The organism is Eubacterium barkeri (genome assembly GCF_900107125.1).
Taxonomy (GTDB): Bacteria; Bacillota; Clostridia; order Eubacteriales; family Eubacteriaceae; genus Eubacterium_O; species Eubacterium_O barkeri.
Genome location: NZ_FNOU01000002.1, coordinates 1 through 13,760 on the forward strand (window position 1 = coordinate 1; position 13,760 = coordinate 13,760).

Here is a 13,760-nt window from a genome sequence, read left to right on the forward strand (position 1 = left end):
CCCAGCAGTCGCTTGTTGCCAATCGCCTTTGGCTCTTGGACAAGCGTTGCATGGGTGCTATATCCCAAATCAAAGATTTGGATAGCACCGCAAGGCGCTGACGAACAAAGGGAAAGTTCTCAGTCGTCAGTGCGCAAAACCTTCGGTTTTGATCGGGTTTAAGGCAGGTTAACTTTCTTAATTTGATGAAAGCCCAAAACGCCAGCCCGCAGGGGCGCCAGGGTTCTCGTATTTTTATCATCACCCTGACCTGGGTTTGTCGACAGTCTGAGCCCTTGTGAGGGCTTTTTTTATGTGGATTTGAGAGAGATTATTTTTTGATATACCCTTTTCATTTAAATTATGGTATAATTAAATTGCTTTTGTAAAGGTGGGACAAAATAACACTGTAATGTATAAAAGCAACATGGAGAGATTATAGAGAAAGGGGTTGTATGATTGCATCATACAGATTTTAGAATGAAAAAAGTCGACTTAAACTATTTAGGAATTAAGAGTGAAGGCCTGTTGAATTTGGGAAAAGCAGAGCTGATTACACGGGCAGTAGAAAAAGAGGAAGGGCAGCTGGTTAACTCAGGGGCATTAGCCACCTACACGGGGAAATACACCGGCCGTTCTCCTGACGACCGCTTTGTGGTGGATGATGAAGTCAGTCACCATACCGTTGAGTGGGGAAAGACCAATGTACCATTTTCAGAAGAAAAATTTGAAGCATTATATGAAAAATTAACGGCCTATGCCTCGAACGCCAATGAGCTCCTGGTTTTTGATGGCTTTGCCGGTGCCGATATGGATTATCGACTCCCTATCCGTGTGGTGGATGAATATGCCAGTCACAGCCTGTTCGCGCGAAATTTATTTATTAATGCGGCAGAAGGGGAAGTCGTTACACCCGAATTCACGGTGATTTCCATGCCCGGATTCCTTTGTGATCCGGAGATTGACGGGACCCATAGTGAAGCGGCCATTATTTTGAGCTTTAAGAAAAAGGTCGTCCTCATTGCGGGGACAAAATATTGTGGGGAAACCAAGAAATCTATTTTCTCGGTGATGAATTATCTCTTACCCCAGAGAAATGTGTTCCCCATGCACTGCTCAGCAAATATGGGGAAGGATGGGGATACCGCCTTATTCTTTGGTCTTTCCGGGACAGGGAAAACAACCCTTTCCGCTGACCCTGAACGCTTCCTCATTGGAGATGATGAACATGGCTGGAGCAACAATGGCATCTTCAATTTTGAAGGAGGCTGTTACGCCAAATGTATCGATTTGACGGAGGAACGGGAACCAGAAATTTTCAGAGCCATCCGCTTTGGATCTGTGGTTGAGAATGTGGTTTACGATGAAAATGGCGATCCGGATTTTACGGATAAAAAATACACCGAAAATACCCGGGTGGGGTATCCACTGGAATACATTCCCAATTGCGTGATCCCCAGTGTGGGCAGCCACCCCAAGACGGTAATTTTCCTGGCTGCCGATGCCTTCGGAACCCTGCCACCAGTGGCAAAGCTTAATCGGAGTCAGGCCATGTATCACTTTGTCAGTGGCTATACGAGTAAGCTTGCCGGGACAGAACGGGGGATTACAGAGCCTCAAACAACCTTCAGCACCTGTTTTGGTGCACCCTTTTTACCCTTACCGGCAGCGCGTTATGCAGAGCTTTTAGGGGAACGGATTGATGCCTATGACTGTAATGTCTACCTGGTTAATACGGGGTGGTCTGGTGGGGCCTATGGCGTGGGTGAACGGATGAAGCTATCCTATACCCGGGCCATTATTACCGCAGCCATTAATGGAGATTTAGCCAAGGCGGATTACATCCACGATGATATTTTCAACATGGAAGTTCCCACCAGCTGTCCAGGGGTGCCTGGGGATGTTTTAATTGCCAGAAATACCTGGGAAGATAAAGCTGCCTACGATCAAACAGCCAGACATTTAGCCGAGCAATTTGAAAAGAATTTTGCAAAATATGAGAACATGCCCCAAGAAGTGGTGGACGCTGGTCCAAAGGCAAAATAGTTAATGGAAAAAAGATATTAAAAAGGAGGTCTTCGCCGCTGGGGCGAAGGCCTCCTTTTTATCGGTCATTATAAATGGCTTTATTGTACCGCGATATCACAGCAGCAGCGCAGAAAATCACAATAATCCTCAATCTCATGGAATTGGTCCTGATGCAGTAAGGTATATTCGGCCACTTCCAGAACCCGCCTTTGGATGTGGGCTAAATCCTCACGCTTTTTAATGCGCTTGATTTCACAGCTTTGGGCAAAATCCGAGGTGATTCGAATGGTGGCACTGACAGTGGCGTAGTTCAGGGCATCCCGGAGGATGGCATCCACGGTGGCTGTACAATTGCCAGCTAGACGGTGCTTCCACCAAAGCTTTTCAAACATCCGGTTAAAGGCGTGGTATAAATCAGCAATGACCCTCAGGTTATAGGCCTGCATCCGGGTACGGGTCGCCATGGGAATTTCCGGGGTGCCCAGCCAGGAGACGTAGTTTAAAATGAAGCTGCTGGTCAGACGGCCCATATCCATAAAGCCGGCAGAAAAGCCGGAAAACTCCGTATCCAAAATCTTAAGCTCCGAGGCGTTTAACATGATGTTAGAGGTATGGAGGTCGTTGTGGCTTAAGCATTGATGGGAATGCTCGAAGCGTTCAGACAAATGGGCAACCACCCTCAGAATATCTGGATTATTGGCAATACGCTCCCGCAGGGGGCCGTTTTCCGGCTCCATGGGCTTTGCCAGATTAATCAGGGGACAATCTGTGGTGAGAAAGGTGTTCAGCCGATTGCTCTCTTCACTTTGGAAGTAGGCTTCCATTTTCTTTTGAGCCGAGGGACTTAAATAATCGGGGGAGGTGTAAAAACACAGTCCGGCTAAAAAGGCCCCCATGCGTTTACCAAAATCCGGATATTCCACTCCCGCAGTAATTTGGAAGCGCATCAAATCCAGATGGCTTAAATCTTCCATAACAAAAATACCGGCTTGATAATCCGCCAGATAAACATCCGGAACGATGCCCGCACACAGCTTGTTCAAAAAAGCCAGAGTCCGAATTTCAGTCCGCATACGGTCCATGGAAAAGGGGTGCTCCTCACCCGTGGCCTTGACCATAGCCAGCATATAAGGCATCACCTGCTTGACCACCACGGATTTTTGGGTGACCAGGTCCTTCACCTGGAAGATATGATTGACGTATCCCTCTGCAGTGTCGGTTTCCTCTAAAATATCAACGGTATGGAAATGAACCTCCGGGGTAAAAACTCCTTTTTCAACCAGGTAGTTTTGGACATCTGCCTTGGTCATTGGCTTCATAATGTCATCCTTTCGTCAGAAATTCAGAATTCCGGGGGTATTGCTCCGGTAACTTACGCAGTAATGCGGTTAGCTCGGTAATGTGGCCAAAACGTCCATCACTGGTGAGCAGTGTCTGGCAGAGGATGAGAATCAGCTGCTGGGGATAGATGCGTTCTGTCTCCGGTAAACGGGCCAAATCATAGCATAATCCCCGGTCGGCGATACGGGAGCCGGCGTTGAGGGCCGTGTAGCTCAGGGCATCGACAAAATGACTTCGGAGATACCCTTCCACATCTAAACTTTTAAGAACATAACTATCTGCCTGGTTTTCCTGGCAGAGGGACTGGAAGGTGGATTCAAACCGGGTATACATGGTCTCTAAAATATCCAGGACGCTTTCCTGGTAGGCCAGACGGGCCTCTGGGGTATAGCTGCCATCATCCCCAAGCCAGGACAAATAATTGAGACAAAAGCTGGCGGTTAGGCGCCCAAAATCCTGGGCGATGGGACCAAAGCCGGCGAATTCTGTATCAATGATTTTAACGGTGCCTTCATCCACCATGATATTGGAGGAATGGAGATCGGTGTGGATCAGGCATTCTCTGGAAGTATTGAAGAGCTGGCGCAGCCGTTTAATTTCAGTTTGGCAGGCTGAATTGGTTAGAATGCTTTGACGCAGTGGCCAGGTCCCTTCAGGCATGACGCGGTGATCTGAAACAATGGCACAATCCTCAAAGAGAAAGGGCTCCAGGGCCGTATATTCGGGATTTTCAAAGAAATCTTGCATGGTTTTGCGCCGAAAGCGCGTCATGTGAAGGTCTGAGGAATAAAAGAGGTTATGGGCGAAAAAATCCCCCAGCCGCTCCCCTAAAAGGGGGAAGGGCTTCATTCTGGAAAATTCATAACGCAGCAGACTGAGGTGGGATAAATCCTCCATAACGATAATGCCCCGGGGCTCGTCAAAAAGATAGATTTCAGGGCAGATGCCAGGGAGTACAGAATTCCAAAAAATCAATACGGAAATTTCGTTACGCAGGCGCCCTGGGTCCAGGGTCCAGTCCTGAAGGTGAGCATCAGGCTGGCCGTCTCCCTGTTCCTCCGCCCGACTGATGGGCAGGGCGGCCACTTGTTTCATAACGGCGGAGTGGCCATTATCACCACGAATTCGGTAGATGGTGTTGACAAAGCCCTCCACGCTTTCCTTAATGGCCCGAAGGTCTTCAACAATAAGGACGGTGTCCTGGGGGAAAATCCCTTTATCTTTTAAATATGCTTCTACTTGGGCATTGGTTGATAGGATGGTTTCGGGCATGCTGTCTCCTTTTCTGTAATACTACTTTTTCTTTAATTCCACATAATGATGGATAACTTCGGTTAACGCTTCAATGCCTTCGCCAGTGATGGTACTGACATCATAAATTTTATTTTTATGGATTCCGGCAAAATTGAGGAATCGATGGCTTCGTTCGATATTGGCCTTGGGGGAGTCGATTTTAGTCACCACCCCAATGGCGGGAATATTAAAGGTATGAACGAAGTTAGGGGATACCTTGTTTTGTGAATCAATGGCCGAATTTAATAGAATGAGCAACCCAGCATCGCAGGAAACGTTGATGGCCTGGCGACAAAAGATGGGTAATTCAATAAATTCACCAGGGGTATCGATGAAATTATCCATATAAGTAACTGTTTGGGTTTTTGAATAGTGGATTTCCATATCCGTCAGGCGCTGTACGAGGGTCGTTTTACCGCACCCAATCTTTCCGATGAGGGCGACACGGTTTCGGTTACTGGCCATTGATTAGGAATGGGTGATACGGTCTGGAATGTCAAAGCCAAGGGTGTTTTTAAGGAAGTTGATGATTTCCTTGATGGATGAGTTGACATCGCTCACCCGACCTGTGATAATAAGGGAACCGCTGAAACGGTCTAAAAATCCGATTTCTACCGGGGCGGCTTTTGTTCCGACATCCGCAGAAATAATGGCAGCCTCACTGGGGGTAATGGTTAGGATGCCAATGGCATCGTTGTTTTCTTCATCCAGTCCCAGCTTGATGTAGACATCCTGCTTTGGATTGGCAATGACATGGGCCAGGGTGACCTGTTTCCCAGGGACGTATTCCTGTATGGAACGGGTTAGTTCTTTACGATCGTCAGACATGTCGTTTAACTCCTTTTTGCGCATAATGATTAAATATATTGTAACATAAATCTGAATACCGTTTCACGCCCGGCGAAAATTTGCTGGAATAGGGCAAAAAAATTGTGGGGTGAATTTGTTTGCATTCATTTTATAGGTGGTAATACTCGGAAAGGCGTATTATAATAAGGATTAGTATAGGGACGGAGGTATTTTCATGATATGGTATGAAGTTCAAATTAAGACGACTCTGGAAGCGGAAGAAGCTATTGCAGAGCTGTTTTATGAAGCGGGGGCAAAGGGTGTCGTCATCGAGTCTGCGGAGAACCTGCTGCTGGTGCAGGAGGACCCTACGGTGAATTATATTGACGAACGGCTCCTCACCATGGATCCGGATACCTCGATTATCAGCGGATATTTTAGCGAGGAGCTCAATTTAGATGAATGTACCCATCAGCTGTTTACAGGGATTAAGAAACTGCCGGAGTACGGATTAGATCCTGGGGCCTGTGAGGTATCCATTACAGAGCTTTTGGAGGAAGATTGGGCCAATTCCTGGAAGAAATACTACAAGCCCACCAAGGTGGGAAAAAATATCGTGATTAAGCCCACCTGGGAACCCTACGAGCCCGGCGAGGATGATATTGTGGTCAATATGGACCCTGGCATGGCCTTTGGCACCGGAACCCATGAGACTACCCAACTCTGTGTGGCAGCCATGGAACAGGTTATAAAACCGGAGAATATCGTCTTTGATATTGGCTGTGGTACTGGGATTTTGTCCATCGTCGCGGCAGAGCTGGGCTGTAAACATATCATCGGGATCGACTTAGATCCGGTGGCAGTAAAGGTCGCCCGGGAAAACCTCGCCTTAAATAAGGTGGACGATGCCATTGAAATCCGTGAAGGAAATCTGGTGGAGGTCCTGGAGCCTGATGAAAGGGCTGATGTCATTGTGGCAAATATTTTGGCAGAGGCCATCGTTGAGCTGTCCGCCGCTATTACCCCCTTTCTCAAGCCCGGGGGAGCCTTCGTTTCCTCTGGTATCATTGCTGATCGTCTGGAAATGGTACTGGAGGCCCTAAAGGATAACGCCTTCGAGGTAGAATCCATCGATACCATGGGTGAGTGGAATAGTATCATTGCCAGGAAACAGGTGGTGCAGTAATGCACCGCTTTTTCGTGGCACCAGAAAGCGTGGGGGAAGGTACCCTGCGCATTGCAGGCGAGGATTATAGGCACCTATCCAAGGTGCTGCGTATTGGTCCGGGTGAAGCCTTTGAGGTTTGTGATGGCCAGGGAACCGAGCATATCTGTACCATTGACCAGGACGATGGTGGCGGGGTGAATTGCCGGATTATTGAAACGAAACCCTGTTCCAGTGAAAATACCCTCCGGATCACCCTCTTTCAGGGGCTGCCAAAAGGGCAGAAGATGGATGAAATCATCCAGAAATCTGTGGAGCTGGGGGTGGATGGGGTAATCCCTTTTTCATCAAAACGAACGGTGGTGGATCTCCGGGATAAGGGGAAGAAAAAGGCCGAACGCTGGAACAAAATAGCCTATGCTGCGGCCAAGCAATCCAAACGGGGAATCATTCCGGCGGTCCATGAACCCCTAACGATGGGGGCCGTTTTAGAACAAATATCCAGGTATGATTTATTCCTGGTGGCCTATGAGGATGAACGGGGCCAGGGCCTGGCCCAGGTGCTTACCTCCGGTGAAAAAAAGCCCATGACCATGGGTATCCTCGTCGGACCTGAGGGTGGCTTGGCCGAGGAAGAGGTCGCTGCCATGACCGCTTCAGGGGCCAATTCCATTTCCCTGGGAAGACGTATTTTAAGGACCGAAACGGCTGGCCCCGCAGTCCTGGCCAGCTTGAATTTATTTTATGAATTAGTGGAGTTTGGATGTATAAAGGAACAGTAGCATTTTACACCTTGGGGTGCAAGGTCAATAGCTTTGATACCGAGGCAATGGCAGAGCTTTTTGAAAAGGCAGGATATGACGTCGTCTCCTTTGACGGGGTCGCGGACGTTTATGTGGTGAATACCTGTACCGTCACCCATTTAGGGGATCGAAAATCCCGGAATATGCTCAGGCGTGCCAGGCGCCACAACCCAGGGGCGACCATTGTAGCAGCGGGCTGTTACGCCCAGGTGGCACCGGAGGAGGTGGCGGCCATACCCGAGGTCGATCTGATTATTGGAACCCAGGATCGCCTGGGCATTGTAGAGATGGTGGAGGGCTTTTGCCGGGAAGAGGGTCAGTATAGTGCTGTCCACGATAATAGCCGAAATCGGAATTTTGAAGAACTTACCGTATCGGAAAACCGTTCCCATACCCGGGCCTTCTTAAAGGTTCAGGAAGGCTGCGACCAGTTTTGTACTTATTGTATTGTGCCCTATGCCAGGGGACGGGTACGCAGCAGAAGTCTGGATTCCGTTGTAGCGGAAGTTTCCCGGCTGGTAGAAGCCGGATTTTTGGAAATGGTGCTGACAGGCATTCACATTGCCTCCTACGGGAAGGATATGGATGGAGATATGGATCTGCTTAAGCTCATTCAGGCCGTAGCAACAGTGCCGGGGGTGCGCCGGATTCGCTTGGGTTCCCTGGAGCCCCTGATTTTAAGTGAGAACTTTGTACAGGAGCTTTCAAAAATTGAGTCCTTTTGTCCCCATTTTCACCTATCCCTCCAAAGTGGAAGCGATACCGTCCTTGGTCGGATGCATCGGCGTTACACCACCACGGAGTACAAAGAAATTGTGGAACGGATTCGCCGGTTTTTTGATTACCCGGCCATTACCACGGATATTATGGTGGGCTTTCCCGGAGAAACTGAGGCTGAGTTTGAGGAAACTTTGACCTTTGTGAAAGCCATTGAGTTTTATCAGGTCCATGTCTTTAAATATTCCAGGCGCCAGGGGACCCCGGCGGCGGATATGACGGATCAGATCCCTGAGGATGTAAAAACAAGGCGTAGCCAGGGTCTGATTGCTCTCGCTAAGGTCCTGGAGGACGACTTTTTAAAGGCCAATCACGGCCGACAGTTAGAGGTGCTCTTTGAACGTCTGACGGAGGATGGCGTAATGGAAGGACATACCGACAACTATCTTCCAGTTAAAATGATGGGTTCCCAAAATAATTGTGGAAAAATTGTGCCAGTTGAAGTATCATATACAGATAAAGTGCTGTTTATGGGTGCAAACCCAGTTTAAAAATTGAGAGGTGAATGAAGTGGCAGAGGATTGTTTGTTCTGCAAAATCGCAACCGGTGAAATTCCAGCGACAGTGGTCTACGAGGATAATGCGGTTTTGGCTTTTAAGGATATCGCACCACAGGCTCCGGTCCATGTTGTCATCATCCCAAAAGAGCATTATGATTCCATTCTTTCGGTTCCGGCAGGGGATGATATTATTAGTCATATTCATACGGTAGCCAATCGCATCGTGTTAAAGCTTGGAATTGCTGACGATGGTTTTCGGCTGGTGAATAATTGTGGTGAAGCAGGAGGTCAGACTGTGCCCCATCTCCATTATCATCTCCTTGGTGGACGAAAGATGGAATGGCCTCCCGGTTGATTGACTCATCAGTAAAGGATATCTGTATTTTTTACATATATCCGGGCTATCTGGAATATTTTATTGACTTTTAATAGAAAATAAAATATAATGATTGTTGCTCAAACTAGATATGCAGGTTTCCAAACTAAGTTTTGCATAAGAGAGGGGGGTTGAAGATGTCTGAAGTAAGAATTAAAGAAAATGAAACACTTGAAAGCGCATTGCGTCGTTTTAAAAGAAAAACTGCCATGGCAGGGGTTATGTCTGAAATTCGCAAAAGAGAGCACTACGAAAAGCCGAGTGTGAAGCGTAAGAAAAAATCAGAAGCTGCCAGAAAAAGAAAAATGAAAAAAAGATAGGAAGTGTCAGTAGTTGACATTAAAGGAACAATTACAAGCTGATTTAAAAACAGCGATGAAGGAAAAGGATAAGGTGCGTAAAGCAACCATTACCATGATCCGTGCCGCTATTTTACAAGTGGAAAAGGATCAAAAGGTTGTCCTGGATGATTCCGCAGTTCTGGATATCATTAGCAAGCAGCGCAAACAACGCAGAGATGCTTTGGAGGATTTTGAAAAGGCCGAAAGAGACGACCTGATTGAGCAGACAAAAGCAGAGATGGCAGTCATCGATGCTTACCTTCCTAAACAATTGTCCCGGGAAGAAATCGAGGCAATCGTGGACGAAACCATTACGGAAACCGGAGTCCAAAGCGCGAAAGATATGGGAAAAATCATGGGTGCACTGATGCCCAAGGTTAAAGGTTTGGCAGACGGCAAGCTCGTCAACCAAATCGTGCGGGAAAAACTACAAGCCTAATCATACATGAGCACCATCCTGAGGGATGGTGCTTTTTTGTGCTCTGCAGTCGCTTGTTGCCAATTGCCTTTGGCTCTTGGACAAGCGTTGCATGGGTGCTATGTCCCAAATCAAAGATTTGGATAGCACCGCAAGGCGCTGATGAACAAAGGGACAACCCTCAGTCGTCAGTGCGCAAAACTTTCGGTTTTGATAAGGTTTAGTGCGGTTTTCCTTTCTTAATTTGATGAAAGCTCAAAATGCCAGCCCGCAGGGGCGCCGGGGATTCCAATTGCGTTAAGATAAAAAATCGAGTTGTTCGTGTTTTTCAAGGCATTTTTTTTCCAAAAGATATGGTTCCCCATACAGTAATTTATGAGCAACGTTAAGATTAGAGAGCCATTGATCAGTCTGTGCATTAGAAAGGATAATGGGCATACGATGATGAACTGAAGCTGGTGTTCCTGCTGCAGGTCGGGTTAAAACGACAAAATGAAAAAAGTCATTATCTGCAGGATGGAAAATGCCACAAAGATAGGCATCAGCAACTTTGGGTGAAAATAAATAAAGATTTTTCTTGAAATCCCACTCATAAAAGCCAGCCATCGGTAGAAGACATCGTCGATATTTAAAATCTGATGAAAAAATTGGCTTATTTTGGATTGTCTCGCTTCTTGCATTAATGATTAATCCAGAGTGTGTGGTTGATGGATATCCCCAGCGCATTAGGACGGTTTTTTTGACACCCCCTTGTAGAATCAAACCCAGAGTAAGGTCATTGGGATGAATATCTCCTTCATGGATTGGGATATTGTGCCGCTGTGCATCATCGAAAAGGGTCTTTAATTCAGGAATTGTCGCTCTGAAGGTATATCGGCTACACATATTGACATCCTTTCTGTATAAAAATATCCATGTAAAAAAGCCTCTACCATGTGGTAGAGGCCCATATGTTCAAAATGGTGCGGATGAAGGGATTCGAACCCCCACATCGAAAGATACTAGATCCTAAATCTAGCGCGTCTGCCAGTTCCGCCACATCCGCAGGTGAGTGTCTGAAAATCACTGTATTAAGGCGTTTCAGAGTAAAGATCAAAAAAGAAAATACTCGATAATTCCAAATCAAAATACTGGATTCTTGTTTTTTTTCTTAATAGTGTCTATTGTATAGTGGGTTAAAAAAAAAGTCAAGAAAAAAATAAACACTTTTTTACGAATGTTTTCATGCTTTTCTATTATCCTTAGCCTGGGCACCGTGACCGTGGCCAGCAGTGCACCTGTTTGTACATTTATTATAGCACGGCTTGGTTTACAGGTCAAATTACAAAGTGTTCTGGTAACCATTGGCTAAAGCCCAGGCAATGAATACATTTGAATTTCTGAAAAAAGAAAAAAGCCTGATTTTCTATAGGTCAAGTTTGAAACTGTAATCAACTTAAAATTATTTAGGAAATGAAAAAACAGTGAGTGGTTTAAGATTTAATGGGCATTATATGAAAAATAGAGAAAGTTGATTTAAATGGTGCCCTTGAATAAGCGTTGCATAGTTACAATGACCCAAATCAGAGATTTGGATCGCAACAGAAGGTGCTAATGAACAAAGGAAACCGCTTAGTGGTCAGTGCGCAAAACCTTCGATTGTGTTTTTATCCGTTCCCTTTCCTGGTTTTGTCAACGGTCTAAAATGTAGATCGTGTATATTTAAAACTTAAAAAAAAATAAAATAGTTCTTAAAAATATATAAAAACACTTGCAAAAATGATGGGTATCAGCTAATATTATGTTAGCACTCGGAGATAATGAGTGCTAATAATAACTCAAAATATAATGGAGGCGTTGATAATGAGTCTTAAACCATTGGGAGACAAAGTTGTTATTAAAGTGAAAGAAGAAGAAGTGACAACCGCCAGCGGTATTGTGCTGCCGGGTACAGCAAAGGAAAAACCCCAGCAGGGAACTGTTGTGGCTGTTGGCTCTGGTGAAGTTGTGGATGGCAAAAAAATTCCTCTGGATGTTGCCGTTGGGGATGAAGTTATCTACTCAAAATACTCGGGTTCTGAAGTCAAAGTTGGCGAAGAAGAGTTTTTGATCATCAAACAGAATGATATTCTGGCAATTGTAGAATAATAAAAAAGATCGCGTTACAAGGAGGCAATAAGAATGGCAAAAGATATCAAATTCCACATGGAAGCCCGCGAATCATTAATCGCTGGTGTTGATCAATTGGCAGATGCAGTAAAAGTGACCCTTGGACCTAAGGGGAGAAATGTTATTTTAGCAAAAAGCTATGGGGCACCCACCATCACCAATGATGGTGTAACCATTGCGAAAGAAATTGAATTAGAAGATGCTTTTGAAAATATGGGCGCTCAGCTGGTAAAAGAAGTTGCAACGAAAACCAACGATGTCGCTGGTGATGGAACAACCACTGCAACCCTGTTGGCCCAGGCTATCGTTCGTGAAGGAAACCGCAATGTTGTTGCTGGTGCCAATCCCATGGTGTTGAAAAAAGGAATCGAAAAAGCAGTCGATGTTGTTGTTGAAGGCCTGAAGGAACTGAGCCAGCCGGTTGAATCTGCAGAATCAAAGGCACAGGTTGCTTCAATTTCTGCTGCCGATGCTGAAATCGGACAACTTATTGCAGAAGCCATGACAAAGGTTGGAGACGACGGTGTCATCACTGTTGAAGAAGGCAAGGGCATGGGCACCGAGCTGGAATTTACAGAAGGGATGCAGTTTGACAGAGGATACCTCTCAGGTTACATGGTAACGGATACTGAAAAAATGGTTGCTGAAATGGATAGCCCATACATCCTGATCACTGATAAAAAAATTAGTAATATTCAGGAAATCCTGCCCGTACTGGAACAAATTGTACAGCAGGGTGCGAAGCTCTTAATCATTGCCGAAGATGTTGAAGGGGAAGCCTTAACGACTTTGGTACTCAATAAATTAAGAGGAACCTTTAACTGTGTTGCTGTTAAGGCACCTGGTTTTGGTGATCGCCGTAAAGAAATGCTCCAGGATATCGCAATCCTGACTGGTGGTCAGGTAATCTCTGAAGAAGTTGGTTTGGAACTTAAAGAAGCCACCATTGATCAGTTAGGCCGTGCCCGTCAGGTCAAGGTTGACAAGGAAAACACCATCATCGTCGATGGACAGGGAGATCGAGCTGCTGTAGAAGAACGGATTGGACAAATCAAAGCTCAGATTCCTGAAACCTCTTCGGATTATGATAAAGAAAAATTACAGGAACGTTTAGCAAAACTTTCCGGTGGTGTCGCTGTTATCCAGGTTGGTGCTGCGACTGAAGTTGAGCTGAAGGAACGGAAATACCGGATCGAAGATGCTTTAAATGCCACTCGTGCCGCCGTTGAAGAAGGCGTTGTCCCTGGTGGTGGAACCGCATTAATTAACACCTTAGACAAAGTGGAAGCCTTAGTCGACACCTTAGATGGCGATGAAAAAATCGGTGCATCCATCATCCGCCGTGCTATCGAAGATCCAGTGCGTCAGATTGCTGAAAATGCAGGTTATGAAGGATCGGTCATTGTTAGCGAACTCCGCAAAAAAGACAAAGGCATCGGCTTCAATGTTCTCACTGGCGACTATGTTAATATGGTGGATTCTGGAATCATTGATCCTACCAAAGTTACCCGTACAGCCATTCAGAATGCAGCCAGCATTACCGCAATGCTTTTAACCACAGAAGTAGCTGTTGCAGATCAGCCTGAAGAAAACGCTCCCGCTATGCCCGCCGGCATGGGTGGCGGAATGCCGATGATGTAACGTATACTAAAGACGTGCAAAGCTAAAAAACATGCAGTTCTGACAGAAAGTTCGCTTTCTGTCAGGGCTGTATTTTTTTTGCTTTATAAGGCGTGGCCCGATATGAGCGTAGGGCGCAAAGCAAAAAAAGGCAGCGAGGACCAGGTGCAACACACCGAGGT

The 13,760-nt window shown here is 46.1% G+C and carries 14 protein-coding genes and 1 tRNA gene; 9 read left to right on the plus strand and 6 right to left on the minus strand.

The window, feature by feature from the left end:
* Window positions 1–459: 459 nt before the first annotated feature.
* Complete coding sequence (gene pckA / locus BLU30_RS01165; RefSeq protein WP_090242637.1) at window positions 460–2,025, plus strand: phosphoenolpyruvate carboxykinase (ATP); 1,566 nt, start codon at window positions 460–462, stop codon at window positions 2,023–2,025.
* Between the two features lie 80 nt (window positions 2,026–2,105).
* Here the strand turns inward: pckA and BLU30_RS01170 are convergent, their stop codons facing one another.
* The 4 genes from BLU30_RS01170 to BLU30_RS01185 are packed head-to-tail and all read right to left on the minus strand — an operon-like array spanning window position 2,106 to window position 5,469.
* Window positions 2,106–3,326, minus strand: a complete 1,221-nt coding sequence (locus tag BLU30_RS01170) for a phosphotransferase (protein ID WP_090242640.1) — start codon at window positions 3,324–3,326, stop codon at window positions 2,106–2,108.
* A gap of 4 nt (window positions 3,327–3,330) precedes the next feature.
* Complete coding sequence (locus BLU30_RS01175) at window positions 3,331–4,620, minus strand: phosphotransferase (protein WP_090242642.1); 1,290 nt, start codon at window positions 4,618–4,620, stop codon at window positions 3,331–3,333.
* A gap of 21 nt (window positions 4,621–4,641) precedes the next feature.
* Window positions 4,642–5,106, minus strand: coding sequence for a EutP/PduV family microcompartment system protein (locus BLU30_RS01180; RefSeq protein ID WP_090242646.1), 465 nt, complete (start codon window positions 5,104–5,106; stop codon window positions 4,642–4,644).
* 3 nt (window positions 5,107–5,109) lie between these two features.
* Window positions 5,110–5,469: a BMC domain-containing protein gene (locus BLU30_RS01185; protein ID WP_090242649.1), complete on the minus strand. Its 360-nt coding sequence runs from the start codon at window positions 5,467–5,469 to the stop codon at window positions 5,110–5,112.
* Between the two features lie 196 nt (window positions 5,470–5,665).
* On the opposite strand from BLU30_RS01185, the gene prmA reads away from it, so the two are divergent.
* From prmA to BLU30_RS01215, 6 genes are all read left to right on the plus strand, one after another.
* Entirely contained in the window at window positions 5,666–6,616 is a 951-nt protein-coding gene (gene prmA, locus BLU30_RS01190; protein ID WP_090242651.1) for a 50S ribosomal protein L11 methyltransferase, read from the plus strand.
* Entirely contained in the window at window positions 6,616–7,377 is a 762-nt protein-coding gene (locus tag BLU30_RS01195; RefSeq protein WP_090242653.1) for an RsmE family RNA methyltransferase, read from the plus strand. Before prmA ends, BLU30_RS01195 begins: the two co-directional genes overlap by 1 nt.
* Window positions 7,359–8,666 (plus strand): tRNA (N(6)-L-threonylcarbamoyladenosine(37)-C(2))-methylthiotransferase MtaB, encoded by a 1,308-nt coding sequence (mtaB, locus tag BLU30_RS01200; protein WP_090242655.1) that lies wholly within the window; start codon window positions 7,359–7,361, stop codon window positions 8,664–8,666. The genes BLU30_RS01195 and mtaB overlap by 19 nt, the downstream gene beginning before the upstream one ends.
* Window positions 8,667–8,685: 19 nt before the next feature.
* Entirely contained in the window at window positions 8,686–9,030 is a 345-nt protein-coding gene (locus BLU30_RS01205; RefSeq protein ID WP_090242658.1) for a histidine triad nucleotide-binding protein, read from the plus strand.
* A gap of 158 nt (window positions 9,031–9,188) precedes the next feature.
* Entirely contained in the window at window positions 9,189–9,371 is a 183-nt protein-coding gene (gene rpsU / locus BLU30_RS01210; protein WP_090242660.1) for a 30S ribosomal protein S21, read from the plus strand.
* A gap of 13 nt (window positions 9,372–9,384) precedes the next feature.
* Window positions 9,385–9,831 carry a GatB/YqeY domain-containing protein gene (locus tag BLU30_RS01215; protein ID WP_090242662.1) on the plus strand — a complete coding sequence of 149 codons (447 nt, stop codon included), beginning with the start codon at window positions 9,385–9,387 and terminating at the stop codon, window positions 9,829–9,831.
* 276 nt (window positions 9,832–10,107) lie between these two features.
* Here BLU30_RS01215 and BLU30_RS01220 read toward each other — a convergent pair whose 3' ends face one another.
* Window positions 10,108–10,695, minus strand: coding sequence for an SOS response-associated peptidase (locus BLU30_RS01220; RefSeq protein WP_090242664.1), 588 nt, complete (start codon window positions 10,693–10,695; stop codon window positions 10,108–10,110).
* A 75-nt stretch (window positions 10,696–10,770) separates the two neighbouring features.
* Window positions 10,771–10,855 (minus strand) — tRNA-Leu (locus tag BLU30_RS01225).
* 797 nt (window positions 10,856–11,652) lie between these two features.
* Here BLU30_RS01225 and groES point away from each other — a divergent pair.
* Together groES and groL are read left to right on the plus strand one after the other, a co-directional pair.
* Window positions 11,653–11,937: a co-chaperone GroES gene (gene groES / locus BLU30_RS01230; protein ID WP_090242666.1), complete on the plus strand. Its 285-nt coding sequence runs from the start codon at window positions 11,653–11,655 to the stop codon at window positions 11,935–11,937.
* Window positions 11,938–11,970: 33 nt separating this feature from the next.
* Complete coding sequence (gene groL, locus BLU30_RS01235; protein ID WP_090242668.1) at window positions 11,971–13,599, plus strand: chaperonin GroEL; 1,629 nt, start codon at window positions 11,971–11,973, stop codon at window positions 13,597–13,599.
* Window positions 13,600–13,760: the final 161 nt, after the last annotated feature.